This is a genomic window from Austwickia chelonae NBRC 105200, from assembly GCF_000298175.1.
In the GTDB taxonomy this organism is placed as follows: domain Bacteria; phylum Actinomycetota; class Actinomycetes; order Actinomycetales; family Dermatophilaceae; genus Austwickia; species Austwickia chelonae.
The window spans coordinates 367,438-393,732 of sequence record NZ_BAGZ01000005.1 but is presented as its reverse complement, the minus strand read 5'-3'; the positions used below and the strand labels follow the sequence as shown (position 1 = coordinate 393,732).

Sequence of the window (26,295 nt, the reverse complement as noted above, 5' to 3'; positions counted from 1 at the left end):
CACAGGATCGGGCCCAGCTCAGTTCTGGTGCGGCGCGCCCACTCTCAACGAACCAGCAGGTCGACGAGTCGGTCGAGTTCCTGGCGGGGATCGACGCATATCCCTCCGTGGACCGGCCCGGGTTGCAGAACGGTGCTGCGTGGCGCACGTAACCAGCCGAACCTGGCCCCGAGCCGGCCCAGGTCGGGCCGTCCGCGGCCGGTGTGTCCGGCGCAGATGTCCCGGACGACCTCTAAGGAGGAACGCAGGGCCGCCACGTCGAGACCGGGGCAGAGGGCGAGCGTTCGGGTGTCGTCCACCGTCCAGGCGCAGTCGAGGAAATCGGTCTCCTGGCAGAAGAGCACCACCGCGACGTTGACGAATTCCTCGCGTTCGACCCGGGGCAGGCAGCGCAGGACGATGTACTGGTAGGGCACCGGTCGTGTGGTTTCTTGCAGGGAGGGAGTCGTATTCATCGGGAAGCGCCTCCGGGGATCCAGACGTCGGGGGACGACAGGCGAGCGGCCAGATGGTCGAGGTAGGTCTGTCGTAGCGCCGCCGGGTCGGGAAGGTCCGTCGTGGGTTCGAGCCATTCCTCGGGTATCTCGTCCAAAACAGTAGCGAGAGCAGCCGGTGACAGGCGGTCGGCGAATTCTTCGTGATGTCCACGGGGGTCCTCGGCGATATCGGCGAGGACATGGGAAGTGGCGTCGAAGGACTGGGCTGCGAAACGAGCCGGGTCGGCCGGGCGTCGCGGCCAGGAGTGGTGGAAGTAGAGGGCCGCGCCGTGGTCGATGGCCCAGGTCCGTCCTCCCCAGACGAGCAGGTTCGGATTGGACCAGGTGCGGTCGATATTGGCAGTCAGTGCGTCCAGCCACATGATGGCCGAGGCTTCTCGTGGTGAGGGCGGGCGGGATCCGTCGTAGCCGAAGGCTCCGGGGAGGTAGTCGACTCCCAGGTTCGTACCGGGGGAGGCGTTCAGCAGGTCCTGGACTTCTTCGTCGGCCTCGTAGCGGATGATGGGCGCGGGCAGGGTGATCGACACCAGATCGGGGGTAGGGATGTCGAGCAGTCGGGCCAGGCCTGCGCAGATCACCTCGGCGACCAGAACCTTCAGCCCTTGGCCTGCCCCTCTGAATTTGACGACGTACATGCCCAGGTCGTCCGCCTCGACCAATCCTGGCAGTGATCCACCTTCACGGAAGGGCAGGACGTAGCGGACTGCGGTCACCGTGGGAAGCACCGGTCCAGGTTAGCGGCCGCCGTGCGCGGGTGCGGCCCGTCCTCGGCTACGTTGTCCGCATGGAACCGGTCTATACGCCTGTCATCGCGCTCACCCGTGCTGTCTTCGCCGCCCAGGGGCTGCGTTTCCGGATCACCGGGGCGGAGAATGTGCCGCAGGACGGGCCTGCCGTCATGGTCATCAATCACACCGGGTACATGGACTTCACCTATGCCGGTCTGGCTGCTTACGAGGCTGGGCGGGTCGTGCGTTTCATGTGTAAGGATTCGATCTTCCACAGCCCGGTGGCGGGGCCGTTGATGCGGGGGATGAAACATATCCCGGTCGACCGCGAGGCCGGCGCGGCTTCCTTCAAGCGGGCTCTTCAGGTTTTGAAACAGGGTGACATCGTGGGGGTCTTCCCGGAGGCGACGATCAGTCGGAGTTTCGAACTGAAGGAGTTCAAGAGCGGCGCGGTGCGGATGGCTCAGGCGTCGGGGGCCCCGATCCTGCCGGTGGTCCTGTGGGGGAGCCAGCGGGTCTGGACGAAGGGGAAACCTAAGCGGATGGGACGCACCCGTACGCCGATCGCGGTCCGGGTCGGGGAGCCTTTTGCCGTGGCCAAGGCCGAGGACGCCGCTACGGTCACTGCGGACCTGAAGCGGCGGATGCAGGCCTTGCTGGATGTGGAGCAACGGGAGTATCCCGTGCTCACCGGGGAGGATCTCCAGTTCGTTCCGCAGCGGCTTGGCGGTACGGCGCCGAGCTTGGCCGAGGCGACGGCCCTGGACGACGCGGAGATCGCAGCGCGCCGCGCTGCGCGGGCCAGCCGGGACTGATCCGGCGACGATGACCGGTTCCGGGTGGGACGAGGACGTCGAGCGGATCACGGCGCGGGTGTTGACTGCGTTGGCCGGTCCGCAGGCACGTCTGCGGGATGATCAACGGGCGGCCGTGGCCGGATTGTTGCGTCCTTCGGCCCGGGTGTTGGTGGTGCAGGCCACCGGGTGGGGGAAGTCCGCCGTGTACTGGGCTGCTTCGGCCGTCCTGCGGGCGCGGGGGGCCGGTCCGACTCTGGTGGTCTCGCCGTTGTTGTCCTTGATGCGCGATCAGGTTGTTGCGGCCGGCCGTGCTGGTCTGCGGGCGGCGACGGTGAATTCTTCCAACCAGTCGGAGTGGTCTCGGATCGAGGAGGATCTTCTGTCCGACCGGATCGATGTGCTCCTGGTGTCGCCGGAGCGTCTGGCCAATCCGGCCTTCGGGGCTCGAGTGGTGGACCGGTTGGGCGACCGGCTGGGTCTCCTTGTCATCGACGAGGCTCATTCGGTGTCCGACTGGGGACATGATTTCCGTCCGGACTACCGACGGGTGGCTGACCTGTTGCAGCGGATGAATCCGCGGGCGCCGGTGTTGGCGACCACGGCGACGGCCAACGAGCGGGTCACGGCCGATGTGGCGGAACAGCTGGGGGAATCGACTCTGGTGCAGCGAGGCCCGCTGGCGCGGAATAGCTTGGACCTGAATGTCATCGACGGTCTGAGCCCGTTGGATCGTTATGCCTGGCTGGTGGATCACCTGCCGTTGTTGCCCGGTTCGGGGATCGTGTACGCCCTGACGGTCGCTGATGCGCACAGCCTCGCCGGGGTGCTCTCTCGGAGGTATGGGGAGCAGTTCCCGGTGTCGGCGTACACCGGCCAGCTGCCGGCGCAGGAGCGGGCGGACCTGGAGGATGCGCTGCGGGAGAACCGGGTGAAGGCTCTGGTGGCCACTTCTGCGCTGGGAATGGGGTACGACAAGCCGGATCTGGGTTTCGTGGTCCATGTGGGGGCGCCGCCTTCTCCGGTGAGCTATTACCAACAGGTCGGGCGTGCCGGGCGGGCGATCGAACGTGCGACGGTGGTCTGTTTGCCGTCGCCGCAGGACCAGCATGTCTGGGACTATTTCGCTTCGGCGAGTCTGCCGTCCCCGCCGGAAGTGGAGCGGTTGTTGGCGGTTCTGCCCTCCGGTGAGGACGAACCGGTCAGCGTGCCGGTTCTGGAGGCGGAGTCGGGTCTGCGACGTTCCAAGGTGGAGCTGTTGCTGAAGCAGTTGGCGGTGGGTGAGGTCACCGAGCGGACGTCGGGTGGCTGGCGTGCGACGGGGCGTGTCTGGCGGGACGATCCGCAGCGACGGGCCGGGATCCTGGAAGTGCGTCGACGCGAGGCGGACATCATGCGGTCCTTCGTGGCTGGGGAGACCTGTCTGATGGCTTTGTTGCAGGAGGTGTTGGACGATCCTTCGGCTCGGCCGTGCGGTCGGTGCTCGACCTGCACCGGGCGGCTTCCGGCGGGATGGTCGTCGCGTCCTCGTCCGGAGACGGTCGAGGCGCTGCGACGGGATCTGCAGGGGCAGTCCCAGTTGTGGGAGCCGCGCAGGATGTGGCCCGGTGGTGTCTTCGGCAGGTCGGGGCGGATCCCGTCGGACGAGGCGGTCGACCCTGGGCGGGTCTTGGTGCATATGTCCGCTCCGGAGTGGTCGCAGGCTTTGGTGGGGAGTCTGGCCGGGCGGGGGCCGGTGGAACCTGAGGTGTTGACGGCTGCGGTGGCGGCCTTGAGTGGGTGGCGGGGTTCGTGGGCTGCTCGGCCCGAGTTGATCGTCTCTTTTGCGGCTGCGGGGCTTCCTGAGGTCGCCTCCGGGGTCGCCGGGTATCTGGGGGAGGTGGGACGGATCCCGGTGGTGCCCTGGGAGTTGGCCGGGGGTCCTCCCGTGGAGACGTCGACGTCGGCTGTCATCGCCTCGGCTTGGCAGGAGATCTGTGGGATGTCGCCCCCGCCTCCGGTCCGGGGCCGAGTGGTTCTCTTGGTCGTCGATGCCTCGGCCACCGGCTGGTCAGTCACCGTTGCCGGGAGTTTCCTTCGGAGGCAGGGCGCTTCGGCGGTACTTCCGTTAGTCGTACATCGGAGGCCGGTCGGATAGCCAGAACGGGCCTTTTGTCCTGAATATTGGCTGTGCGCCAAAAAGTGCTTAGGTGTGGCTTACCTACGGACTTACCATCGCCTTATGCCCTGCAGTAAGACCCCGCTCCCTCTCGCCGAGATGCCTCTCGGCGTCAGCCACACACTCGACTCCGTCACCGTCGTCGACGGGCCCCGCCGACGACTGTCGGAACTGGGCCTGCGCCCTGGTGCGCGCCTCACCGTGCTCCGCCGCACCGCCGGCGGTGGACGTATCGTCTCCGTCGACGGATCCCGGATAGCCCTCGATGCGCAGATCACCCACCAGCTCACCGGATACGCCCGGGAGGCCACGGCATGATCTCGAAACAGCCCGCGCCCGAACCGGCGCAGAACACGATCGTTCCGGAACGGCGTCTCGCCGGACCAGCATGCTGCGCGGACGGGGCCGGAACCACAGCCGCACCTGACAGCCCGGTTGTCGCCCTGGTCGGATCGCCCAATGTCGGCAAGTCGACCTTGTTCAACGCCCTGACCGGTGCCCGCCGCACGGTGGGCAACTGGCCCGGCACCACGGTCGAGGTCGGAAGTGGGGTCTGGCGCTCCCGGGCCGGGCTGCGACATGACGCCACCGTCCTGGACCTGCCCGGCGCCTACAGCCTCGATCCGCTCTCGCCGGACGAGGCGCTCACCCGGGCCCTTCTGATCGACAGTCCGGCCTCCGAACGCCCTGACCTGGTGGTCGTCATCGTCGATGCGGCGCACCTCGCCCGGAGCCTGCACATGGTCGTCCAACTACGTGAACATCCCTATCGGATCGTGGTCGCCCTGACCATGGGGGATGTGGCTGCCCGTCGTGGTATCGAGATCGATCACGGTGCGCTCACCGCTTCCCTGGGCTGCCCGGTCGTTCCGGTGGATCCGCGCCGCCGTCAGGGGCACGATGCCCTGGCATCCGCGGTCGACGCGGAACTTCAGCGGGAGGTCCCCGCTCCGAGAGAATCCTCCAAGGTCGACAGCGACGATGCCTTCGCCTTGGAGGACGAACGCTTCGCGTGGATCGAAGCCGCAGTGACTTCTGCGACCCGGCGTAGCGGTGAGGACCGGCTCACCCGTTCGGACCGGGTCGATGCCGTGGTGACCCACCCGGTGTCGGGGCCGTTGATCTTCCTCGCTGCGATGTGGGGGGTCTTCCAGGTCACGACCACCGTCGCGAAGCCGCTGCAGGACGCTTTGGATGGGTTCTTCTCCGGTCCGGTGTCGACGGCGGCGCGCTCGATGATCCCCGAAGGCGTGCTTCGTGGTCTGGTAGTGGAGGGGCTCATCGCCGGTGTGGGGATGCTGTTGACCTTCGTCCCGTTGATGGCGCTGATGTTCCTTCTCCTGGCGATCCTGGAGGACTCGGGATACATGGCCCGGGCCGCGGTCGTCACCGACCGGATGATGCGCAGGCTGGGGTTGCCGGGAAGGGCTTTCCTCCCGTTGATCGTGGGTTTCGGGTGCAATGTGCCGGCGATCAGCGCGACGAGGATCCTGGGCCAGGCGCGTCAACGGGTCCTGGTGACCTTGTTGGTGCCTTTCACCTCATGCAGCGCCCGGTTGACCGTGTACGTCATGTTGGCCGGGATCTTCTTCCCGGATCAGGCCGGCAACGTGGTCTTCGCGATGTACGTGCTCTCGATCGTCCTGGTGCTCCTGGTGGGACTGGCCTTGCGCCGCACGCTGTGGCGCACGATGGGGTCGGAGCCGTTGATCCTCGATCTGCCGCCTTACCAGCGGCCGACGGCCCGTCTGTCGTTGGCGGTGACCTGGACCAGGGTCCAGGGTTTCCTGCGGACGGCTGGTGGGGTGATCGTGGCCACGGTGATCGTGGTCTGGGCTCTGCAGTCCACGCCGGTGCGGGGAGCGGGCAGCTTCGGAGCGGTCGAGGTTGAGGACAGCGCTTACGGGGTGGCGGCTCAGACGATCGCTCCGGCTTTCGCTCCCGCCGGTTTCGGCCAGTGGCAGACGGCGAGCGCTCTGGTCGTCGGTTTTGTCGCGAAGGAAGCGGTGATCTCCTCGTGGGCGCAGACCTACGCGGTGGAGGATCCGGAGGACACCGGTGCGGAAAGTCTGGCCGGTCACGTCAGGGAGGCTTTCGATAAGTCATCGGGTGGGCATCCGCTGCCTGCGGTGCTGGCCTTCCTGGTCTTCCTGCTCTCCTACACGCCGTGTGTGGCGACCTTGGCTGCGCAGCGGCGGGAGGTGGGCCTCCGGTGGACGCTCTTCGGGTTGGCGTTGCAACTGGTGTTGGCGTGGACCTTGGCGGTGGCGGTCTTCCAGATCGGCAGGATCTGGCTGTGAGCGGCCCCCTGCGGCAGGTGTTGGAGGCGGTCGAGGACGGCGCGGTGTCTGTGGGGGAGATCACCTTGCGTACCGGGCTGGACCGGGACGTGGTGGCGGCGTCCGTGGCTCATCTGGCCAGGATCGGTCGGGTGGATTCCCGGACGTTCTCCTCGGGTTGTTCCGACGCCGGATGCGGGGGGTGTTCGAGGAGCGGTGGCGCCGAGGGGTCCGGCTGTGGGATCGATTCCGGTGGGTCTGCTCGGAAACCGGTTTTCCTGGGGATCTTCTCTCGGACGTCGAGCCCGGCGGGAGACGCAGACGGCCGGTAGGGGCCGTCTCTGCTTCTGTGAGCGCAGAGGTCAGGGCCGTCTCTGCCGACGGGCCTGTTCTCTGGCCAGACGGGCAGCTTCGCGCAGATCTGGGTCGCTCATCACCAGGTAGACCAGGCCGCAGTCGGCGGGCCCTTTGACGCTCTGCTGGCACAGGCTGCACGGGTCAGCGGGGCGTACCGGGCATCGTGGGACGGGGACATGGCGGCGGACCGGTTCGGTCGGTTCCGGTCCCATGGTTCTTCCTTTCCGTCGCCCTGTCCTCTCTGCGCCCATTATCCGCATGGTCTTCGTGGATGCTGTGGGCGGGCGGGAGATCCGGGTGGCCGACCACGATCGGGGCGGGGAACTGCGCTCAACCGCAGGCGATTGCTGCCGATGAGGGCTGCCGAGGAGGTGGGCATATGAGTAGACGCCGCGCGAGCGGCCTGTCCAACCGCGATCGGGCCGTGCTCGACCTGGAGCGGGAGTGGGGTCAGGCCCCACAGGTGCAGGACTACAAGAGCGAGGCCGCCCAGCGGACGTTGGGTCTGTCGCCGTCCGGTTATGCATTGGTGTTGAGTGCGCTCATCGACGATCCGGCTGCTTTGGAGTACGACCCGGAGACGATCAACCGTCTCCGGCAGGTGCGGCAGATGCGTCGCCCTGATTTCTGATTCTCCGGTGCCGCGCTGTCGGCACCTCTGTTCGTGCGGCCGGACGGCCGCTTCTGTCTCATCGCCTCGGCCACCAGGAGAACACCATGACCATGATGCAGGTCCGGCTCATCACCATCGACGGTACGGAATGGCTGACCCGAGCCTTCGACGGAGATCCGAACGACCATCTGCAGCGCCTGATCCATGACGAACACATCGACAGTCACGAAATCGTCGTCACGGGGACGACGACACGTACCTTCGCCGAACCGGCAACAGTGAGTTTCACTCGTGATCACATCGTCGCGTTGTGGGTGGAAACAGTCGTGGCCTAGCTGGTGCTCGCCTGGCCGGAAGCGATTTCGGTCAGGCGAGCTCACATGCTAATGTTTCGTGCTGTTGCAGCGAGTGTGAGCGACTTACTCGCGGCGAAGCACGAAAACCTGTCCGGGTGGCGGAATGGCAGACGCGCTAGCTTGAGGTGCTAGTGCCCTTTATCGGGCGTGGGGGTTCAAGTCCCCCTCCGGACACCAATCATGACGACTGAGGGCCGATCACTTTTCAGTGAGTGATCGGCCCTCAGTCGTGTGCTGGAAGTGTTTATCCTTCGCGCGCCATCCGTTCTGAGGGGCCTTCTCCCCGGTCGATTCCGAGCCTCCGGACGGCTTGTTTGCCCAAGCGGTGGATCTGCGAGGTCGACGCATATTTCGTGAAGGGCGCAAATCTCAGTGAGTAACTGTTAAATTAATGCTCTCCGGGCCTCCGAACAGGGACGACATTGCTTATTTCCCTTGAGGACTCGGTTGCAGAAGGCAGACTCGGACGTGCGTCACGTTCTGGCGGCTGGGTCATTGGGGATCCAGTCGCAGGCGATCTGCCCAGGAGGCATCGTGAAGCAGCGGCTCCTGCTCCTCACTGTTGGATCCCTTGTCCTGACACTCAGCGCCTGCGGCGGCGGAACCGGCGCCGGCACAGCGTCTGGCTCAGGGGCGGGAGAGAGAACCACCAAAATAAAACTCGTCGCCGCCGAGTACAGCAAGGACAACACCAAAGCCTTTTGGGATTCTTTCGCCACGACGTACAAGAACAAGTACGGCTACGAACTCGAGGTCCAGGTCGTGCCTTGGGAGGACATCGATCAGCAATCCTCGACGATGATCCAGAACCAGCAGATGCCGGACATCCTCAATCTCAACGCCTATGCCGGTTACGCCAAGGATGGGCTCCTCTACCACGGTGAAGAAGTTCTCCCACCTGCTGCGCGATCCGACCTGATCGACACTTTTGTCACCTCGGGCACTTATCAGGGAAAGCTGTACGGCTTCCCTGACCTGTCCAGCACCCGGGCGCTCTTCTACAACAAGACTCTCTTCGCCCAGGCCGGGATCATCGACCCCCCGAAGAGTTGGGACGACTTCGTTGCCGCCGCCAAGAAGATCACTGCACTGGGTAACGGGCAGGTCGGCTACGCCATGCCCTTGGGCCCGGAGGAGTCCCAAGCCGAGATGTCCATCTGGATGTTCAACAACGGCGGCGACTGGAAATCCGGCGGCACCTGGACGATCAACTCCGACAAGAACGTCGAGACGCTGACCTTCCTCAAGAACCTGGCCGTCGTCGAGAAGGTCACCCAGAACAATCCCGGAAAGACCAACCGGGCCGATGCCTTCGACCTGTTCAAGTCCGGCAGAGCCGGAATGGTCGTCGGCTTCAGCCCGCTTGCGGCAGCACTCGACAAGGATGCCCAGGTGCAGTACGGCATCGCCCCGATGCCGACCAATGGGGCAGGACCCGCGCGAACCTTCGGCGTCACCGACTATCTGATGGCGTTCAAGAAGAACGGAAACCAGGACGCCGTCAAGAAGTTCTACGAGCTCTACTACGCCAAGGAGCAGGTCAACACCTTCATCAAGAAGGAAGGTTTTCTTCCGGTGACGAAATCAGGTATTGAAGAATTCAAAGGTGACCCGAAACTCACGGTCTACCTGGACACCCTTCCCCAGGCTCGCTTGACCCCGACCGACGACCCGACCTGGGACAAGGTCAAGTTGGCAGTCCAGCAGAACCTCGGTCGTGCTTCCGCAGAGAACGGCGACCCCAAAGCCGTGCTCGACAGACTGCAAGGACAGGCCGAGGCCGCCAAATGACACTCTCTCGGCAGAGCGCGAGCGGGGTGACGAACCGGCGGCGGTGGCATGCCACCTTGCTTTGGCTGGGGCCTGCGCTTGCCTTGATCCTGGGCGTGGTGCTCTTCCCGGTCGTCAAACTTGTCGAGGCCTCGCTGGGCCGTTATTCGATCACCGGGTTGCGGCTCGGTGGTGCAGGGGGCGCCAACTACACGAATGTGTTCCGACACCCGGATCTATCCACGGTCCTGACCAACACCGTGGTGTGGGTGGTCTCCGTCGTCGCCATCACCGTCGTGATCTCGTTGGGGCTGGCCCAGTTCCTCGTCAAGGACTTTCGGGGACATTCCTTGGTGCGTTGGGCGCTGATCGTCCCTTGGGCGGCTTCCTTGGTGGTCACCTCACAGCTCTTCGTGCTGCTCTACGACTACCACCACGGGATGATCAATCATCTCCTGACGGCTCTCCACCTTGTGGAGGCGCCGATCGATTTCCTCGGCGACGACCGGTTCACGATGGCGTCCATGGTGGCGGTCGGCATTTTCGTGTCGATCCCGTTCACGACGTACACCTTCATCGCCGGTCTCGACGCCATTCCCGCGGACGTCTTCGAAGCTGCCCGATTGGACGGCGCCTCTCCGTGGCAGACCTGGCGGCGGGTCACTCTTCCTCTGCTGCGTCCGTCGCTCATGATCGCTTGCGTCCTGAATGTCATCTATGTCTTCAACAGCTTCCCGATCGTCTACACGCTCAATGACCGCAATCCGGGATATCTGCACGACACGACCATCACCTTTATGTACAAATTGGCTTTCAAATCGCAGGAGAAAGACGTCGGGATGTCTGCGGCTGCAGGCATCGTAAATATGTTGTTGATCCTGCTCGTTGTGGTCGCATATCTGAAAGTCGTCGACTGGAGAAAGGCCATACAGTCATGAGTGTCATGTCGCTAGTCACCGACCAGGCACCCGGGGCTGATCGACAACGCAGGAACAGGCAGGAAAGTCTGCCTCCGCTCAGTTCTCGCCCCCGTAGGGGTTATTCTGCAGCTCGCCCTTATCTGTTGACTGCTGTCGGCGGATTGGTCGCAGCTGCCTTTCTCTCACCCTATGTAGTCATGTTCCTGAACACCTTCCGCAGTAGTACCGACGTCAAGCGCACTCCGCCGAGTCTGTTTCCACAGCAATGGCAGTGGGATACCTACCTGCAGGTGCTCGGCGACGGTCGCTTTCTCAGCTGGTTGGTGACGAGCCTGGTCGTCTCCTTGCTTTCGACAGTACTGGTGGTGGTGGTTTCCGTGCCTGCGGCGTATTACACGGCACGGTTTCGTTTTGCAGGTCGAGGAGCTTTCCTCATGTTGGTGTTGATGACCCAGATGTTCTCCCCGACGGCACTCGTGGTCGGGATATACCGTCAGTTCTTTGAACTGAACCTGATCAATACTTATGCAGCGTTGATTTTCACGAATGCTGCTTTCAATTTGGCTTTCGCGATATGGATCCTGCACGGATTCTTCAGTGCGGTCCCCGACGAGGTGGCCGAGGCTGCTCGACTCGACGGGTGCGGAGAATTAGCGGTCCTGGGGCGGATCATGCTTCCGATCACCTTGCCCGGGGTGGTCACCGCTACGATCTTCACATTCATTGCAGCGTGGAACGAGTACGTCGTGGCTCTGACCTTGATGGTAGATGACACCAGGAAGCCCCTGACCGTTGGAATGCGCTCCTATGTGACGGGTTATGTGCAGCACTGGGACCAGTTCTTCGCAGCGGCTGTGATCGCCGTCGTACCGGTGATCGTGCTTTTCGCTGTGATCGAAAGGCACCTGGTGTCGGGAATGACGGCAGGTGCGGTGAAGTGACAGCTTCGCTCTGCCTAGCGGCTTCGCCCTGACCGGCAGTGTGCGGAGGAAACGAAACGAGGTCCGGTCCAGTCAAAGATTTGACCGGACCGGACCTCGTCCACATGGGGTGAGTGACGGGACTTGAACCCGCGACCACCTGGACCACAACCAGGTGCTCTACCAGCTGAGCTACACCCACCATGTCCCGCTGCCTGCGTTGTTCACAGCAGCGGCGACTATCGTACCCCGAGTTGAAGGGTGCTCATGACCATCTTCCGCCCGGTGAGCGCGAAGAGCAGCTACGAGCGCCACTCCGCCCCGATGAACTCCCTGATCAAGCAGGATTCTCTGCCGCCGGGGCGGGCATGATCTCGAAACGGGCCCCCAGCTCACGACAGCGCTCGCTGTCCGGGCCAGGCTGGGACACGAAGACCGCCTCCCGGTAGTAACGCAACTCGGCGATGCTCTCCCGAATATCCGCCAGCGCTCGATGCCCACCGTGCTTCGTCGGCGCGTTGAAGTACGCCCGCGGGTACCACCTGCGCGACAACTCCTTGATCGAGGAGACATCGATGATCCGGTAGTGCAACCACTGCTCCAACTCGGGCATGTCCCGAGCGAGGAAACCACGATCGGTGGCCACCGTGTTGCCACCGAGCGGGGACCTCCCGGCCTCAGGGGCCCACCGGCGTACGTAGTCCAGCACTCGCTCCTGGGCCTCTGGCAGGCTGACCCCGGCGGCGAGCTCGTCCAGGAGCCCGCTGGACGTATGCATATTGCGGACGAAATCGTTCATCTGGGCCAGCGCGGCTTCCTCTGGGCGGATGACCACGTCGACCCCTTCGCCCAACTGATTGAGGTCGAAATCGGTGACCAGGGCCGCCACCTCGATCAGGGCGTCGTCGGTCAAGGACAGACCGGTCATCTCACAGTCGATCCAGACGATGCGATCGACACGGGACTTGTCTTGGGGAGAACTGCTCACCCCCTCACCTTAGGCGTCCGGCCGACCGGTACCCCCAGCGTCCGGGCTGTCGGTACCGTGGATGACGACCAGCGCCGACGGACAGGAGGGACGACATCCATGTCCCCGACCTCGGAGGACCGGAGCCACCCGGAAATGACCGTCCGCTTCGATGCGGTGCCACCCCCGAGGCCTCGAGCCGGACACCGAGTACGGACACGTCGGCCGCTGCTGCGGTGGCGGGCCGAGGCCGCGCGAGCCATGAGCGCCCGTCCTGCACTTCGGCGTTGGCTCTGGTTCGGGGCGCTCTGCTCTCTCTTCCTCGTGGGGTCACTGGTCTTCGTCGCCGGGCTGGACATGCAAGTAGGGATGGCCGGCTCACTGATCGGTCTGGTCGCAGCACTCGTTCCCCTGGCAATCGTGGTCCCGGCCGTGCTCTGGCTCGACCGTTTCGAAGCAGAGCCGACCCGGTATCTGGTGACAGCCTTCCTGTGGGGTGCCTGCGTGGCCACGGCAGGAGCTTTGGTGCTCAACACCTCGTCCATGGTCTTCCTCACCCATGTCGCCGAGCTCGACGGTGTCCACGAGATCGCCGCGGTGATGGTGGCGCCCGTCGTCGAGGAAGTCCTCAAGGGCCTCGGTGTCCTGCTCATCATGTTGCTGCGTCGTGACGAGTTCGACGGGATCGTGGACGGGATCGTCTACGCGGCCATCTGCGCCGCAGGTTTCGCCTTCGCGGAGAACATCCTCTACTTCGGGCGGGGATTCGACAGCTCCGGTGCGACCGGCCTGGTCGTCGTCCTGCTCAGCCGGGGGGTCTTCGGTCCCTTCGCGCATCCGATGTTCACGGTCTGCACCGGCATCGGGCTGGGGATCGCTGCAGGGTACCCGCCAGGAAAGGGCAGTCGCTTTCGGGCGCCGCTGTGGGGTCTGGCAGCAGCCGTCGTCCTCCACTCGGCATGGAATCTGACTGCACTCCTGGGAGCAGCGGTCAGTCTCACGGTGTATGTGCTCCTCCAGGTTCCGATCTTCCTGGTGATCTCCGGATTCGCGGCGTGGGCGAGACGAAGAGAAGGGCGCATCATCGCCGAGGAACTCTCCGGTTTCATCTCGGCAGGGCTTTTCCAACCGCCGGAGGTCACGATGCTCAGCAGCCTGCCGGCTCGTCGCCGGGCCAGGGAATGGGCTCGGAACCGTGGGGGAGCCGCTGCAGTGGCGGACATGCAACATTTCCAGGACGACGCCACCGAACTGGCCTTCCTCCGGCATCGGGTTCGACATGGCACAGCGTCGGCCAACTCCCAGCGTCAGGAAAGGGCACTCCTGCAAGAGATCTCACGTTTAAGAGAGCGGCTGTACTTCTGAAAACCCTCAGCCGGGGTCCTGCGCAACTCCTCGGAGATCCAGGATTTTCCCGGCAAACCGTTGTAAAACACGGAGGAACCGTATGGCATCGTGTCGTGCGTCGGTGTCAGTCTGGGGCTTCTTGTCCCAGTAGACTCGACGCGCACTCGGAGTATCCTTCGGTGCTTGCCCTCGTAGCTCAGCTGGATAGAGCAAGAGCCTTCTAATCTCTAGGTCGTAGGTTCGAGTCCTACCGGGGGCGCGATGAACTGTCGCCGGCGACAGGTCGACGGGGAAGTCGGCCTGGAACCGGCTCAGTTCGCGAGTGGTAGAAGACCCGCCCGGTAGAGCATCTGCTCCGCCCAAGGGTCGCAGGAGCCTTCACGCACATAACGGGCACGTTCTGCGAACAGCCATTGTTGCGGATCGCTCCGTGCAACGGCAGCAGCGGCCCAGGCCGACTGCTGCTCCACTATCTGGAACATGCGCTCATCCGCCTCGGCGGTGGTGGAGAAGGGGGTGTGGGTGTCGCTCGCCATACTCGGGTCGACCAGTCCTCGCGTGGTCATGTGGACCTCCGTGTCCGTATCGTCCCCGTCCTTGGGGGAAGTTCTGACCTCTGACGCATCGGCACGGGGGGTGACATCGTGAGGCTTCCGGTACGTCCCGCATGGTGGTCACGTCGGCCTCAGTCGGCTGCGACCGTCCCTACCCCGACCCGTCTGCCGCAACGCCCCGCACCGGCGCGGCACTTTGGAATCCATGAAGGCTCGAGACACGATGAGCCCGTGGCGAAAACGGTGTCATCGGAGGGCCTGTCCCGGGCGATGCGGACCCTGCGCAAGGAGCTGGGTTCCGTCGCCCTGCCTCTGGACATCGACGGTGTGTCCCGGGCGCGGAAGGACCGATCCGAACTGGTCGATCAACTCGACGACTACATCCTTCCCCGACTGGCCGACCTGGAAGCCCCCATGCTGGCCGTCGTCGGTGGATCCACCGGCGCAGGAAAATCCACACTGGTCAACAGTCTCTCCCGTAAACCGGTCACCCGAACCGGTGTGCTGCGCCCGACCACGCGGGCCTGTGTCCTGGCACATCACGTCGACGACGGATCCTGGTTCGAGGGCCCCCGGGTCCTCCCCGGCCTAGAACGGGTGGAAGGAACCGAGGACCACCACGACCCCAGGACGCTCCGGCTGGCCCAGGCACCAGGCCTACCCCAGGGGGTCGCCCTGCTGGACGCTCCGGACATCGACTCCGTGGTGGAAGCCAACCGAGATCTCTCCCGACAGATGCTGGCCGCAGCAGACCTGTGGATCTTCGTCACCACCGCTACCCGGTACGCCGACGCCGTGCCCTGGGAACTGCTCCGGCAGGCAGCCGACCACGGACCCTCCGTAGCGATCGTGCTCAACCGGGTACCGCCCGAGTCCGCCGTGTCCGTAGGAGACCACCTCAGCGGGCTTCTCGCGCGCGAAGGGCTACGGTCCGCGCCCGTGTTCACCCTGACCGAGTCCTGCCTCGACGAAGAAGGGATGATCCCGGAGAAACAACTGACCCCCCTGCGGGAATGGATCAGTCGGATCGGAGGCAACAGCAAAGCCAGGGGAGTGGTCATCCGGCGGAGCCTCAACTCGGCGCTGGACGCACTGGGCGGACAGGCCGCGGAGATCGCCGAAGCCAGCTCCGCCCAGATCCAGACAGTGCAGCAGCTCGAAGCAGTCGCCCACTCCAGCTACGGTGAAGCCTGTCGAGCAGTCGACGCCGGCCTCGCCGACGGTTCCCTGCTGGGCGGAGCCGTCCTGGCCCACTGGCAGGATTACATCCACAGCGGAGAACTGAACCGCTCCTTCGAAGCCGCCGTCGGTCGTTTCCGCACCAGGGTCAGCTCGGCGCTGGGAAACCGCCCGGCACCGACCTCCGATCTGAACGACGCACTCCGCATCGGTGTCCGCGAGCTGATCCTCTCCCAAGCCGAGAAAGCAGCCCAGGCGATCTCACGCCGCTGGTCGCTGATCCCCGGAGGGACCCAGGTCGTCGAAGGATTCCCGGAGCTCGAGGTGCTCCCGACAGACCTCCAGACCCGAGTCGAAGCAGCCGTCACCGACTGGCAGGAGGAGATCCTGCACTTCGCCCGCTCCGAGGGCAAGGACCGACGCACCACGGCGAAACTGCTCTCCTTCGGCGTCGATGCCGTGGGCACTGTCTTGATGGTGGCTGCGTTCAGCCCTGTGGACGACAAGGCGGAGCTCCCCAGCGAGGACAGCGCTATGGCTGACCGCTCCGCCGCGCTCGCCCGGAAACTGATCGCCACGCTCTACGGAGAACAAGCGGTCGAACATCTGGTCATGCAGGCTCGAGAGAGCCTGGCGGAGCGCGTGGACGCGCTCTACGCCCTCGAGGAGGAACGAGTTCTGAGCGCGCTCGCTGATTTGCAGCTGGATACAGGACAGCCGGAACGGGTGCTGCGGGCCGTCGCTGCGGTGAAGGCGAACCGATGAGGCGGCGGCAACGTCACGCCACCCCGTCGTCCTCTGACCCGGCGGTCGGTCTGAAATCCGCTGTCGAAGGCCTGACGGGGGCCATCGACGCCGGCGGCAAATACCTACCTCCGCAGGAGGTGTCCAGCGCCGAGGCCGTCCTGAAGAAGGCCTCCGAACGCCTGGCGTTGTCGGGCAAACATACGGTGGTGGCTTTCACCGGGGCGACCGGTACCGGAAAATCCTCGCTGTTCAACGCGATGGTGGGTCGGGAAGTCTCCCGGGTGGGCGCCTTGCGTCCGACCACGAGCAGAGTCAGCGCCGCGATCTGGGGTGAGGAGAGTCCCAAGGCCCTGCTCGACTGGATCGGTGCCGACGTACGCCATCGGGTCAGCGCGGAGGACAACTCCCGCAGCGGATGGTCCGCCCATATGGGCGGTGAGGTACCTGACGGTCTCGTACTTCTGGACCTGCCGGATATCGACTCCCTGAGGCCGGAACATCGAGCCGAGGCCGACCGGGTGCTCGACCTGGTCGACGTCTTCGTGTGGATCACCGACCCCCAGAAGTACGCCGACGCGGTTCTCCACGACGAATACCTGCGCAAGGCGTCCCAGCACCAGACGGTGACCCTCGTCGTGCTGAACCAGGCCGATCGGATGGCCACCGATCAGGCCGAGTCCTGCCGGGAGGATCTGCGGAAACTGCTGGCCGACGACGGACTCACCGCAGCCGAGGTCCTTCTGCTCTCGGCTCGGACCGGGGAAGGCGTCGGGGAGCTGCGCGACGCCTTGTCCGGTGCGACGAAAGCGGCTACTGCCGCTCGTTCCCGGTTGCTGGCCGATGTCAAACGTGAAGCGGAAACGCTCGTCCCGCACGTCGGTACCGCCGAGGCCTCCGTGGAGGTCTCCCAGGACGACGAGGTCGTCACCTCACTCTCCCAGGCCGCGGGGATCCCCACTGTCCTGGACTCGGTGGCGGTCGACTATCGCAACCAGGCTTACCGGATGGTGTCCTGGCCGCTGTGGCGGTGGGTACGTAAGGTGCGCCCGGACGCGATCCGCATGGTGCCTGCAGGCGAGCGGGAAGGCGCGAGCGCGGATGTCGCGGACCTCTTGGGGCGGACGTCCTTGCCGGAACCGACGCCTGCTGCCCGCGCCGAGGTGGAACGCATCATGCGTTCGGTGGGTAGCCAGGCGAGTCGCGGGCTGCCGCCTCGATGGGCGCGGGCCGTCCAGGACGCGTCGTCCTTGGACAACCGGGAGCTGTTGGAGTCCTTGGACTCGGCGGTGCTCACCACGCCGTTGCGGGACCGGGCGCCGATGTGGTGGTACGTGGTCTCGATCCTGCAGTGGGTGTTGATGGTGACCATGGTGGGCGCCACCCTGTGGTTGCTGGCGTTGACCGGATGGTCCTTCCTGTCGGATGTCTCCGACGTCGTCCCGCAGGTGGCCGGGATTCCGTTACCGACGGTGCTGATCGTCCTGTCCTTCGCTGGTGGCGTGCTCCTGGCGTTGGGTTCCCGCCCGTTCGTGAACATGGGTGCGGCTCGTCGCCGGGCGGACATGGAGATGCGTCTGTCGGACGAGATCGGGGTCGTCGCGGTGAATCATTTGCTGTCGCCGGTGCAGGAGATCCTCGAGCAGCATCGTCGGACCAGGGAGCATCTGGGTCGGGTGCGTTCGGCGTAGGTCGTGCACAACCGGTGTCCCTGGCCGGGGCCTGTCCACAGATCCGCCGGGGGCGCCGGTCTCGTCGGCACCGGCGCAGGAAGCTGAGTGCGGTGCATCACGCTGATGCGCTGCCGGGCGGGTCTTCCTCCTGGCTGTCGGGAGGAAGGTCCTGCTGTGAACGAGACGATGATCACCATGTCGGGTAATGCCGTGGAGGACCCGGTTCGCCGGGTCACCCGTAACGGGGACGCCTATGTCACCTTGCGTCTGGCCTCGACCGTGCGTCGACGTGATCAGGCCAGCGGACGGTACGTCGATGCCGAGACGAATTTCGTCACCGTGATGGCATTCCGTCAGTTGGCGTTGAACGTGGCCGAGTCGGTCCGCAAGGGGCAGCCGTTGATCGTCACCGGTCGTTTGCGGGTCAACCAGTGGCGTACCGAGGAGAAGAGCGGCGTTCGGGTCGAGATCGATGCGACCGGTGTCGGACACGATCTCTCTCGTGGTGTCTCTCAGTTCGTCCGGGTGCGTCCGGACGGAGAGGACAGCCCGGTCACGAGGAGCGTGGGCAGGGAGAACGATGTGGAAGCTGACCCCTGGCAGGTGGAGGGCGAGATGGTGGAGTCCGTGCCGGGGTCCGAGCCGGATTTCCTTGCCGGTTCCCTGGGCGAGGAGAGCGATCCGGCGGAGGCCAGGGCCTGAGATCCGATTCGGGGTCGGGGCCGGTCGAACGATAGCCTGAGCAGCATGGCGGAGTTCATCTACACCATGACCAAGGCGCGTAAGGCGGTCGGCGAGAAGCTGATCCTCGACGACGTCACGATGGCTTTCTATCCCGGAGCGAAGATTGGCATGGTCGGCCCCAACGGGGCGGGTAAGTCGACGATCCTGAAGATCATGGCCGGGCTGGACCAGCCCAGCAACGGGGAAGCACGGCTCAGCCCGGAGTACTCCGTGGGCATCCTGCTGCAGGAGCCTCCGTTGAACGAGGAGAAGGACGTCCTCGGCAACGTCAAGGAGGGTATGGGCGAGATCCTGGAGAAGGTCGAGCGGTACAACCAGATCTCGGTGGAAATGGGTGAGCCGGACGCCGACTTCGACGCCCTGATGGCCGAGATGGGCAAGCTGCAGGAGGAGATCGACCACGCCGATGCGTGGGATCTGGACTCCCAGCTGGAACAGGCGATGGACGCGCTGCAGTGCCCGCCGCCGGATGCGGACGTGACCGTCCTGTCCGGTGGCGAGCGCCGCCGCGTCGCGCTGTGCAAGCTGCTGCTGTCCAAGCCTGATCTGCTGCTGCTCGACGAGCCCACCAACCACCTCGATGCCGAGAGCGTGCAGTGGCTGGAGCAGCACCTGGCGGCGTACCACGGCGCGGTCATCGCGGTGACCCACGACCGGTACTTCCTCGACAATGTCGCGCAGTGGATCGCCGAGGTCGACCGCGGTCGGCTCTACCCGTACGAGGGCAACTACTCGACCTACCTGGAGAAGAAGCAGGAGCGTCTGCAGATCCAGGGCAAGAAGGACGCCAAGCTCGCCAAGCGGCTCAAGAGCGAGTTGGAGTGGGTTCGCTCCAACGCCAAGGGTCGTCAGGCGAAGAGCAAGGCCCGTCTGGCCCGGTACGAGGAGATGGCTGCGGAGGCCGAGCGTACCCGCAAGCTCGACTTCGAGGAGATCCAGATCCCGCCGGGTCCGCGGCTGGGTTCCACGGTGATCGAGGTCGACAAGCTCACCAAGGGTTTCGGCGACCGGGTTCTCATCAAGGATCTGAGTTTCTCGCTGCCCCGTAACGGCATCGTCGGTGTCATCGGCCCGAACGGTGTCGGCAAGACGACGCTCTTCAAGACGATCGTGGGCCTGGAGGACGCCGACGCGGGCACGGTCAAGGTCGGCGAGACGGTGGACATCAGTTATGTCGACCAGACCCGTTCCGGGCTGGACCCGCAGAAGACGCTGTGGGAGGTCGTCTCCGACGGTCTGGACTACATCCAGGTCGGCAAGGTCGAGATCCCCAGCCGGGCGTACGTCAGCCAGTTCGGTTTCAAGGGTCCGGACCAGCAGAAACCGGCCGGGGTGCTCTCCGGTGGTGAACGCAACCGGCTCAACCTGGCGTTGACCCTGAAGCAGGGTGGAAACCTGCTTCTCCTCGACGAGCCGACCAACGACCTCGACGTGGAGACGCTCGGCTCGCTGGAGAACGCCCTGCTCGAATTCCCCGGGTGCGCCGTGGTCATCAGCCACGACCGGTGGTTCCTCGACCGGGTTGCGACGCACATCCTCGCCTATGAGGGCACCGAGGAAGAGCCCTGGAAGTGGTACTGGTTCGAGGGCAACTTCGAGTCCTACGAGAAGAACAAGGTCGAGCGGCTCGGTGTCGATGCGGCCCGTCCGCACCGGGTGACCTACCGGAAGCTGACCCGCGACTGATCAGGTACGTCTACAACCGGGAGGTGGCTCACCGCATGCGGTGAGCCACCTCCCGGTCTGTCGCTGTCTGATCAGTTTTCCTTCAGTCGTAGCATCCCTTCCTGTGCGACCGAGGCGACCAGCGTTCCTTCTGTCGTGAAGAGATTCCCGATGCCCAGTCCTCGGCCGCCGGAAGCGGAGGGCGCTGCCTCGGCGTAGAGCAGCCATTCGTCGACGCGGAAGTCGCGGTGGAACCACATCGAGTGGTCGAGGCTCGCGCCACGCAGCCTGCTGTCGGTCCAGGCGAGGCCGTGTTTGCGCAGTGCGGACTCCAGGATCGTGTAGTCGGAGGCATAGGCGAGAACGGCGGCATGGATCAGCGGATCGTCCGGCAGCGGGCCCGGGGTTCTGATCCAGACGTGTTGTGCGGCGATCTGGTGAGGTGCCGGGGCGACGTAGATCGGTCCTTCGCAGTGCCTCATGTCGATCGGACGGCGTACCGCCCAGTCCTTGTCGAGACCATCGGGCACATGGGCCAATCGTTCGCTGATGGTGGCGATGTCCTCCGGCATGGGGACAGGAGGCATTTCCGCCTGATGGTCCAGACCTCCGGCGGGGGTCTGGAAGGAGAAGATCATCGACAGGATGGGACGGCCGTACTGTACGGCGTGCACCCGTCGGGCGGAGAAGGAATGTCCGTCGCGAAGCCGTTCTACCTCGAAACGGATCGGTTCGTTGGCGTCCCCGGCCCGGAGGAAATAGCCGTGCAAGGAGTGGACTTTGCGGAGTGGCCCTTCGAGGTCCTGGACGGTACGGCCTGCAGCGATCAGGGATTGAGCTACGACTTGGCCGCCGAAGACTCTTCCGTGGGGCATCGGTTGGCTGGCGCCGAGGAAGACGTCTGCGGGATCGGTGGGCAAAGAGGCCGAGCCAGCAGCGGCACCGGCATGTTCCGGTGCGACCTGGGAAGCCGGGACCAGGTCGAGTACACGGAGCAGGTCTGCTAGGGGGTCGTACCCGGGATCGCGGGGAGTCAGGTACTGCTCATGGATCGTCACGACGCAACGATACGGAAGGAAGCTGTGACCTGCAGAAGAGACGGGGTCTCGCGGGGGACCGGTCAACAGCGTGAGATCCGGACGGTCTCGGACAGTCCTCGAGGTGCCAGACGTTGGGCGCAGATCAGGGCCGGGAGCGCGATCACGGCGTTGACGACCCAGACCAGGGGGAAGACATCGGCCACCGCCATACCTGCCGAGGTGGTGACGGCGTAGACACCGCTGCTGGCCGCGATGCCCAGGACGCTGCCGAGTACATCGGCGATCTGCAGGGAAGAGCTGGCTGCGGAGTGTCCTCCTCGAGGTGCCAGCTCCAGAGCGAGCACGGAGGTGGCGGTGACTCCGATCCCCATGGCCAGCCCGACGGTGGCGATGCTCACGGCGAAGGCCCAGATCGGTCCGTCCGTCAGGTCCAGGGCCAAGATGCCGAAGGTCGCCCCGGACAACAGCGCTGCACCGGTGGCGATGAGGATCTTCCCCTGGTTCGACATCCTGGGGCGGCTCTGCAGGAAGGAACCTGCGGCCCAGCCCAAGGAGGCCAGTGCCAACAGCGCACCGGCTGCGGCCAGCTCGACGTCCCGACAGGTGACGAACATCAACGGGATGAAGGCGATGGTCCCGTCGAAGGACGCCATGAAGAGAAAACGCGCCAGGATGACGCTGGGCTGCCCGGGGCGACTGCGCAGTGTGCCCGCAGGCAGGAGAGGAGGCACTGCCAGCCCCAGGAGGAGAAGACCGATGACGGCGGAGACGACGGCGATGGTGCGGGGGAGATGAGGTAGCGACGTCCCTGCTTGGAAGAGTCCTGCGCCGAGGGTCATCGTCAGTCCGAAGAACATGGTACGGAAGGTGCTGAGCTGCCGGGCGGGGTGCGGCGGGGGTATCCCATCGAGATATTCGGGTTCGGGGGCTGAATCGAGGAGCCGATGCGCATGCCGGATTCCGACAGAACCGACCGCAGTCAAAGGCGCGACCAGGAGGAAGACCGAACGCCAACCCCAGCTCTCGGTCAGGAGCGCAGCCAACAACGGGCTGACCACTGAGGGGACGACCCATGAAGCAGAGAGCCAACCGAAGATCACCGGGCGAGTGGACACCGGGTAGATGGCGCCGATGACGACGTAATTGGCCACGATGGTCAGACCTGCGCCCAGGCCGGCCAGCAGCCGACCGGCCAGCAGGAAGGAGAAGGCCGGGGCGCTGCCGGCCAGAACCGAACCCAGGGCGAAGAGGCTGATGCCTGTCCAGAGGGTCAGCATCGGACTGGATCGTCGAGTGCTGACCCCGGCGACGACATTGCCGAGCAGTTGACCGGTGAACATCAGCGAGAAGGCCAGCCCGTAGGCGCTTCCTGCTGCCAGGTCCTCGGTGACCTTCGGCATGGCGGTGGCGATGGCCATGGTCTCGAAAGCGATGACGGTGGTCAGACCGAGGACGGACAGGGTGACGGCACGATATCCCTCGCCCAGGACAGGCACGCGGGCTGTCTCCTGGGGCCGGTCTGACGAAGACGGCCTCCTGTCCGGAGGGTCCGGTGTATTCACAGACACCAGCGTAGTTATTTGCGCAAGGATATGACCCGCCGTCGACCGGACAAGACGACCGCCGGTCGCTCCACCCCCGCAGGACGAGGAACGACCGGCGACCGGATCAGGAAAGTCCGCCCTGATAAGGCGGGATGACCGCAGGACCCTTGATCCCCTCGCGCGCACACGCGGTCAACCCACGCTCACGGATCTCACGCTGAGCACTCCAGTGCTCGTTCGGCGCACACTTCGCCAGGATCCGGATGCTCATCGCGCCCCCGGACACCGCCTCTACACCCACCACCCGAGGCTGCTCCAACAGGATGCTCTCCCACTCGGGATCGCCCTCCAACTCCTGCATCGCCGTGGTGAGCACCGAGATCACCCGCTCCGGCGACTCGTCGTAAGCCACCGGGATGTCCACGATCGCCGTCGACCATCCCTGGGACTTGTTCGCCACACGCACGATCTCGCCATTACGGATGTACCAGATCACGCCTTGGGCATCCCGCAGACGAGTCACCCGCAAAGTGACCTCCTCCACCGTCCCGGCGGCAGTTCCGGTATCGATGAAATCACCCACCCCGTACTGGTCCTCGGCCAGCATGAAGATCCCGGTGAGGTAATCCTTCACCAGACTCTGCGCACCGAAACCCAAAGCCACACCACCGAACCCGGCCGAGGCGATCACCGGCGCCATGTTCAACCCCAGTTGGTCACCCACCATGAAGATCGCTGTGATCAGGATCCCCACCGTGGCGATACTGCGCAGCACAGATCCCAGGGTCTCCACCCGCTGCCGCTGCCGCTCAGGGTTCAGGAAACGCCCCTCCAACGCCCGCGCACGCAACCAGGTATGCCGTCGACGCACCACGGAAGGTGGTTTCGCCTGCCCACCCGAGGAATCTTCGGGAGTACAGCCAGGGGCGACCGTCTCGACAACCGCAGGAGCAGGCTCACGGTGGTCCGAACGTGCACGTTTCTCCTTCACCAGCGAGGAAACCGCACGATCGATCAGACGATGGAGGAACCATCGCAGAACCGTCGCGCCGATCACGATCAAGACGATCGTCAGCCCACGCCCCAGAACCCAGTCCAGGACGATCTCCCAGGACAGCTCCGGCCCCAGGACGTTGGTCGGCAGAATGTAGGAGTTGTCGGCCATGAGCCCATTGTTCAGGCTCCCCCAGCAGGAACGCACATGCCCCTGTCAGCGCGTCAATCGGAGCGGAGACCATTAGTATCAGGGCAATCCCATGACGAAAGGCCCCACGTGACCACCATCGTGCCCTCGGCCCAGCTCGCTGATCTGGCGCGCGCCTACGGGGTAGCCACCGAGTACTGGGACTGGCAAGGCCACCATGTCGTCGTCGGTGCGGAGACCATCACCGCAGTACTGCGTGCGCTCGCCGTCCCCTGCGAAACTCCCGAGGAGGTCATGGCCTCCCTGCGAGAATTCGACCTTCGCGAGTGGAGATCCCTGATCCCGCCGTTCACCCTCACCCGGCAGAGCGAGAATGCTCAGGTCCGTGTCCATGTCCCGCACGGTTCGCCGGTATCGGTCTGGGTCGAGCTGGAGGACCACGGCGGCCGACGTGAACTCCGACAGGTGGAGCACAACGTCTCTCCGCGGGAGATCGACGGGGCACTCATCGGTGAGGCGATGTTCGAGTTGCCTGCAGGGAATGTGCTCGGCTGGCATACCCTGCACGCGCAGATCCCCGGTGGGTCGGTCCATCGCTCGTCCGTGGTGGTGGTCCCGGATCGCCTGGACCTTCCTGCTGCGGTCGAGACACGAGGAGCGTCCGGCTTGATGACCCAGCTCTACGCGATGCGTTCCCGCGCTTCGTGGGGCGTGGGGGACCTGGCAGACCTGGCCGATCTCGCGGTGTGGGGCGCCCACGAGCTGGGCAGTGATTTCGTCCTGGTGAACCCGGTGCATGCGGCCGAACCGGTGGCGCCCATGGAGCCGTCTCCTTACCTCCCGACGTCACGGCGTTTCGTCAATCCGATGTATATCCGGGTCGAGGAGATCCCCGAGGTGGCCTACCTCTCACCCGAGGACCGCTCTGTGGTGGAGCGTTGTGCGCAGGAGGCACATCTGCTCAACGGGCAGGACACCGTGGACAGGGACGCCTCCTGGGAGCTGAAGAACAAGGCATTGCAGATTGTCTACTCGGCGAGGCGCCCGGTTCGGAGGGAGTTGGCCTTCGATTCCTTCTGCGTGCGGGAGGGGCAGGGCCTGGTCGACTTCGCGACCTGGTGCGCACTCGTCGGTGCCTACGGGGTCTCCGGGTGGCCGGAAGGTTTGGAGGATCGGTCCTCCGAGGCGGTGGCTGCGGAGAGAACTCGGTTGTCCGATCAGGTCCGGTATCACATGTGGCTGCAATGGGTGGTCGACAGCCAACTTGCCGGAGTGCAGCGGCAGGCACGTGAAGCCGGGATGAGCGTGGGCGTCATGCAGGATCTTGCGGTGGGTGTGCACCCCGAAGGCGCTGACGCCTGGGGTTTGGGCGACGCCCTCGCCCGCGGGGTGACCGTCGGAGCTCCTCCGGACCCTTACAACCAATTGGGTCAGGACTGGAGCCAGCCGCCTTGGCGCCCGGACAAACTGGCTGAAATGGGTTATGAGCCCTTCCGTGACATGATTCGGGCGGCCTTGCGGCATTCGGGTGCGCTGCGTATCGACCATGTCCTGGGGCTGTTCAGGCTGTGGTGGGTCCCTTCGGGTTGCAGCCCGCGGGAGGGAACATACGTACGCTTCGACTTCGAGGCATTGGTGGGGATCCTCGTGTTGGAGGCTCATCGTGCCGGAGCTGTCATCGTCGGTGAGGATCTGGGCACGGTTGAACCCTGGGTCCGTGATTATCTGCGGGAACGGGGGATCCTCGGCACCTCGATCCTGTGGTTCGAACGCTCTGCCGACGGGGCACCGTTGCCTCCGGAGCAGTACCGGCGATTGTGCCTGGCGTCGGTGACGACCCACGACTTACCGCCCACTGCCGGATATCTGACCGGTGAGCACATGGATCTGCGTGAACGGTTGGGGCTGTTCACCAGGCCTGTGGAGACTGAACGGGCCGAGGATGAGTCCGATCGACGCCAGGTTGTGGACGTGTTGCGTGAGCGAGGTCTGGTCGATGCCGACGAATCGGTGGAGAAGATCGTCGAGGCACTTCATCGGTATGTCTCGTGGACTCCGGCGCTCCTGGTCGGGATCAGCGTGTCCGATCTGATCGGTGACCGGCGCACCATCAACCAGCCTGGCACCGACGAGGAGTATCCCAACTGGAGGGTTCCGCTGGCGGGTGAGGACCGTACTCCCGTTCTGCTCGAGGACGTGATGGCCTATGCCGGGGCACGGCGGATCACCGAGGCTGTCCATCGGGGATGAACCTGGCGCCGCGGGGAAGCCCTGGTGGGCGGCCCCGCGACGGCCGGTCTTC

General features: G+C 64.9%; 24 protein-coding genes and 3 tRNA genes. 18 read left to right on the top strand and 9 right to left on the bottom strand.

Going from position 1 to position 26,295, the window contains the following annotated elements:
- Positions 1-44 precede the first annotated feature (44 nt).
- Together AUCHE_RS04930 and AUCHE_RS04925 are read right to left on the bottom strand one after the other, a co-directional pair.
- Positions 45-455 carry a DUF3037 domain-containing protein gene (locus AUCHE_RS04930; protein ID WP_006502168.1) on the bottom strand — a complete coding sequence of 137 codons (411 nt, stop codon included), beginning with the start codon at positions 453-455 and terminating at the stop codon, positions 45-47.
- A complete protein-coding gene (locus AUCHE_RS04925) occupies positions 452-1,222 on the bottom strand; it encodes a HipA family kinase (RefSeq protein WP_006502167.1) in 771 nt (256 codons plus the stop codon). Before AUCHE_RS04925 ends, AUCHE_RS04930 begins: the two co-directional genes overlap by 4 nt.
- 59 nt (positions 1,223-1,281) lie before the next feature.
- Here AUCHE_RS04925 and AUCHE_RS04920 point away from each other — a divergent pair, with 59 nt between their 5' ends.
- From AUCHE_RS04920 to AUCHE_RS04900, 5 genes are all read left to right on the top strand, one after another.
- Positions 1,282-2,040 carry a lysophospholipid acyltransferase family protein gene (locus AUCHE_RS04920; RefSeq protein ID WP_006502166.1) on the top strand — a complete coding sequence of 253 codons (759 nt, stop codon included), beginning with the start codon at positions 1,282-1,284 and terminating at the stop codon, positions 2,038-2,040.
- A 10-nt stretch (positions 2,041-2,050) separates the two neighbouring features.
- Complete coding sequence (locus tag AUCHE_RS04915; RefSeq protein WP_006502165.1) at positions 2,051-4,156, top strand: DEAD/DEAH box helicase; 2,106 nt, start codon at positions 2,051-2,053, stop codon at positions 4,154-4,156.
- A gap of 84 nt (positions 4,157-4,240) precedes the next feature.
- The gene (locus tag AUCHE_RS04910; protein WP_006502164.1) at positions 4,241-4,495 is read left to right on the top strand and encodes a FeoA family protein; all 255 of its coding nucleotides are present in this window, start codon (positions 4,241-4,243) and stop codon (positions 4,493-4,495) included.
- On the top strand, positions 4,492-6,477 hold the full coding sequence (feoB, locus tag AUCHE_RS04905) for a ferrous iron transport protein B (protein WP_006502163.1): 1,986 nt from the start codon (positions 4,492-4,494) through the stop codon (positions 6,475-6,477). Before AUCHE_RS04910 ends, feoB begins: the two co-directional genes overlap by 4 nt.
- On the top strand, positions 6,474-6,788 hold the full coding sequence (locus tag AUCHE_RS04900) for a FeoC-like transcriptional regulator (RefSeq protein WP_006502162.1): 315 nt from the start codon (positions 6,474-6,476) through the stop codon (positions 6,786-6,788). Before feoB ends, AUCHE_RS04900 begins: the two co-directional genes overlap by 4 nt.
- Before the next feature lie 30 nt (positions 6,789-6,818).
- On the opposite strand, the gene AUCHE_RS04895 is transcribed toward AUCHE_RS04900, so the two are convergent.
- Positions 6,819-7,025 (bottom strand): DUF6767 domain-containing protein, encoded by a 207-nt coding sequence (locus tag AUCHE_RS04895; protein ID WP_006502161.1) that lies wholly within the window; start codon positions 7,023-7,025, stop codon positions 6,819-6,821.
- 167 nt (positions 7,026-7,192) lie between these two features.
- On the opposite strand from AUCHE_RS04895, the gene AUCHE_RS04890 reads away from it, so the two are divergent.
- The 6 genes from AUCHE_RS04890 to AUCHE_RS04865 all read left to right on the top strand — a co-directional run bounded on the left by AUCHE_RS04890 (position 7,193) and on the right by AUCHE_RS04865 (position 11,413).
- Positions 7,193-7,444, top strand: a complete 252-nt coding sequence (locus AUCHE_RS04890) for a DUF3263 domain-containing protein (RefSeq protein ID WP_006502160.1) — start codon at positions 7,193-7,195, stop codon at positions 7,442-7,444.
- A gap of 86 nt (positions 7,445-7,530) precedes the next feature.
- Positions 7,531-7,761, top strand: a complete 231-nt coding sequence (locus AUCHE_RS04885; RefSeq protein ID WP_006502159.1) for a hypothetical protein — start codon at positions 7,531-7,533, stop codon at positions 7,759-7,761.
- Positions 7,762-7,871: 110 nt separating this feature from the next.
- Positions 7,872-7,959 (top strand) — tRNA-Leu (locus tag AUCHE_RS04880).
- Between the two features lie 357 nt (positions 7,960-8,316).
- A complete protein-coding gene (locus AUCHE_RS04875; protein ID WP_006502158.1) occupies positions 8,317-9,573 on the top strand; it encodes an extracellular solute-binding protein in 1,257 nt (418 codons plus the stop codon).
- Positions 9,570-10,490, top strand: a complete 921-nt coding sequence (locus tag AUCHE_RS04870; RefSeq protein ID WP_006502157.1) for a carbohydrate ABC transporter permease — start codon at positions 9,570-9,572, stop codon at positions 10,488-10,490. Before AUCHE_RS04875 ends, AUCHE_RS04870 begins: the two co-directional genes overlap by 4 nt.
- 179 nt (positions 10,491-10,669) lie before the next feature.
- Positions 10,670-11,413, top strand: a complete 744-nt coding sequence (locus tag AUCHE_RS04865; RefSeq protein ID WP_245706809.1) for a carbohydrate ABC transporter permease — start codon at positions 10,670-10,672, stop codon at positions 11,411-11,413.
- A gap of 105 nt (positions 11,414-11,518) precedes the next feature.
- Here the strand turns inward: AUCHE_RS04865 and AUCHE_RS04860 are convergent.
- Together AUCHE_RS04860 and orn are read right to left on the bottom strand one after the other, a co-directional pair.
- Positions 11,519-11,594 (bottom strand) — tRNA-His (locus tag AUCHE_RS04860).
- A 135-nt stretch (positions 11,595-11,729) separates the two neighbouring features.
- Positions 11,730-12,380: an oligoribonuclease gene (gene orn, locus AUCHE_RS04855; protein WP_006502155.1), complete on the bottom strand. Its 651-nt coding sequence runs from the start codon at positions 12,378-12,380 to the stop codon at positions 11,730-11,732.
- A 99-nt stretch (positions 12,381-12,479) separates the two neighbouring features.
- Between orn and AUCHE_RS04850 the strand changes: the two genes are divergently transcribed.
- Positions 12,480-13,724: a PrsW family intramembrane metalloprotease gene (locus AUCHE_RS04850; RefSeq protein ID WP_006502154.1), complete on the top strand. Its 1,245-nt coding sequence runs from the start codon at positions 12,480-12,482 to the stop codon at positions 13,722-13,724.
- A gap of 167 nt (positions 13,725-13,891) precedes the next feature.
- Positions 13,892-13,965, top strand: a tRNA-Arg gene (locus tag AUCHE_RS04845).
- 52 nt (positions 13,966-14,017) lie between these two features.
- On the opposite strand, the gene AUCHE_RS04840 is transcribed toward AUCHE_RS04845, so the two are convergent.
- Entirely contained in the window at positions 14,018-14,272 is a 255-nt protein-coding gene (locus AUCHE_RS04840; protein WP_006502153.1) for a hypothetical protein, read from the bottom strand.
- 219 nt (positions 14,273-14,491) lie between these two features.
- On the opposite strand from AUCHE_RS04840, the gene AUCHE_RS04835 reads away from it, so the two are divergent.
- The 4 genes from AUCHE_RS04835 (at position 14,492) to ettA (ending at position 20,286) form a co-directional block, all read left to right on the top strand.
- Complete coding sequence (locus AUCHE_RS04835; protein ID WP_006502152.1) at positions 14,492-16,204, top strand: dynamin family protein; 1,713 nt, start codon at positions 14,492-14,494, stop codon at positions 16,202-16,204.
- A complete protein-coding gene (locus AUCHE_RS04830) occupies positions 16,201-17,874 on the top strand; it encodes a GTPase (protein ID WP_006502151.1) in 1,674 nt (557 codons plus the stop codon). The genes AUCHE_RS04835 and AUCHE_RS04830 overlap by 4 nt, the downstream gene beginning before the upstream one ends.
- Before the next feature lie 156 nt (positions 17,875-18,030).
- A complete protein-coding gene (locus AUCHE_RS04825) occupies positions 18,031-18,558 on the top strand; it encodes a single-stranded DNA-binding protein (protein ID WP_006502150.1) in 528 nt (175 codons plus the stop codon).
- A 45-nt stretch (positions 18,559-18,603) separates the two neighbouring features.
- Positions 18,604-20,286 (top strand): energy-dependent translational throttle protein EttA, encoded by a 1,683-nt coding sequence (gene ettA, locus AUCHE_RS04820; RefSeq protein WP_006502149.1) that lies wholly within the window; start codon positions 18,604-18,606, stop codon positions 20,284-20,286.
- Between the two features lie 71 nt (positions 20,287-20,357).
- Here ettA and AUCHE_RS04815 read toward each other — a convergent pair whose 3' ends face one another.
- The 3 genes from AUCHE_RS04815 to AUCHE_RS04805 form a co-directional block, all read right to left on the bottom strand.
- On the bottom strand, positions 20,358-21,323 hold the full coding sequence (locus AUCHE_RS04815; protein ID WP_245706808.1) for an acyl-CoA thioesterase: 966 nt from the start codon (positions 21,321-21,323) through the stop codon (positions 20,358-20,360).
- A 62-nt stretch (positions 21,324-21,385) separates the two neighbouring features.
- Positions 21,386-22,801, bottom strand: a complete 1,416-nt coding sequence (locus tag AUCHE_RS04810; RefSeq protein ID WP_006502147.1) for an MFS transporter — start codon at positions 22,799-22,801, stop codon at positions 21,386-21,388.
- Between the two features lie 172 nt (positions 22,802-22,973).
- On the bottom strand, positions 22,974-24,014 hold the full coding sequence (locus tag AUCHE_RS04805) for a mechanosensitive ion channel family protein (RefSeq protein ID WP_143114889.1): 1,041 nt from the start codon (positions 24,012-24,014) through the stop codon (positions 22,974-22,976).
- Positions 24,015-24,122: 108 nt separating this feature from the next.
- Here AUCHE_RS04805 and malQ point away from each other — a divergent pair, with 108 nt between their 5' ends.
- On the top strand, positions 24,123-26,243 hold the full coding sequence (malQ, locus tag AUCHE_RS04800) for a 4-alpha-glucanotransferase (RefSeq protein WP_006502145.1): 2,121 nt from the start codon (positions 24,123-24,125) through the stop codon (positions 26,241-26,243).
- The last annotated feature ends 52 nt before the right edge of the window (positions 26,244-26,295 follow it).

Excerpts from the sequence above, each read along its gene's own strand:
- AUCHE_RS04930 (WP_006502168.1), bottom strand. The coding sequence starts at position 455 with ATGAATACGACTCCCTCCCTGCAAGAAACCACACGACCGGTGCCCTAC.
- AUCHE_RS04920 (WP_006502166.1), top strand. The coding sequence starts at position 1,282 with ATGGAACCGGTCTATACGCCTGTCATCGCGCTCACCCGTGCTGTCTTC.
- AUCHE_RS04915 (WP_006502165.1), top strand. The coding sequence starts at position 2,051 with ATGACCGGTTCCGGGTGGGACGAGGACGTCGAGCGGATCACGGCGCGG.
- AUCHE_RS04910 (WP_006502164.1), top strand. The coding sequence starts at position 4,241 with ATGCCCTGCAGTAAGACCCCGCTCCCTCTCGCCGAGATGCCTCTCGGC.
- feoB (WP_006502163.1), top strand. The coding sequence starts at position 4,492 with ATGATCTCGAAACAGCCCGCGCCCGAACCGGCGCAGAACACGATCGTT.
- AUCHE_RS04895 (WP_006502161.1), bottom strand. The coding sequence starts at position 7,025 with ATGGGACCGGAACCGACCGAACCGGTCCGCCGCCATGTCCCCGTCCCA.
- AUCHE_RS04890 (WP_006502160.1), top strand. The coding sequence starts at position 7,193 with ATGAGTAGACGCCGCGCGAGCGGCCTGTCCAACCGCGATCGGGCCGTG.
- AUCHE_RS04885 (WP_006502159.1), top strand. The coding sequence starts at position 7,531 with ATGACCATGATGCAGGTCCGGCTCATCACCATCGACGGTACGGAATGG.
- AUCHE_RS04870 (WP_006502157.1), top strand. The coding sequence starts at position 9,570 with ATGACACTCTCTCGGCAGAGCGCGAGCGGGGTGACGAACCGGCGGCGG.
- AUCHE_RS04865 (WP_245706809.1), top strand. The coding sequence starts at position 10,670 with ATGTTCCTGAACACCTTCCGCAGTAGTACCGACGTCAAGCGCACTCCG.
- AUCHE_RS04850 (WP_006502154.1), top strand. The coding sequence starts at position 12,480 with ATGTCCCCGACCTCGGAGGACCGGAGCCACCCGGAAATGACCGTCCGC.
- AUCHE_RS04840 (WP_006502153.1), bottom strand. The coding sequence starts at position 14,272 with ATGACCACGCGAGGACTGGTCGACCCGAGTATGGCGAGCGACACCCAC.
- AUCHE_RS04830 (WP_006502151.1), top strand. The coding sequence starts at position 16,201 with ATGAGGCGGCGGCAACGTCACGCCACCCCGTCGTCCTCTGACCCGGCG.
- ettA (WP_006502149.1), top strand. The coding sequence starts at position 18,604 with ATGGCGGAGTTCATCTACACCATGACCAAGGCGCGTAAGGCGGTCGGC.
- AUCHE_RS04805 (WP_143114889.1), bottom strand. The coding sequence starts at position 24,014 with ATGGCCGACAACTCCTACATTCTGCCGACCAACGTCCTGGGGCCGGAG.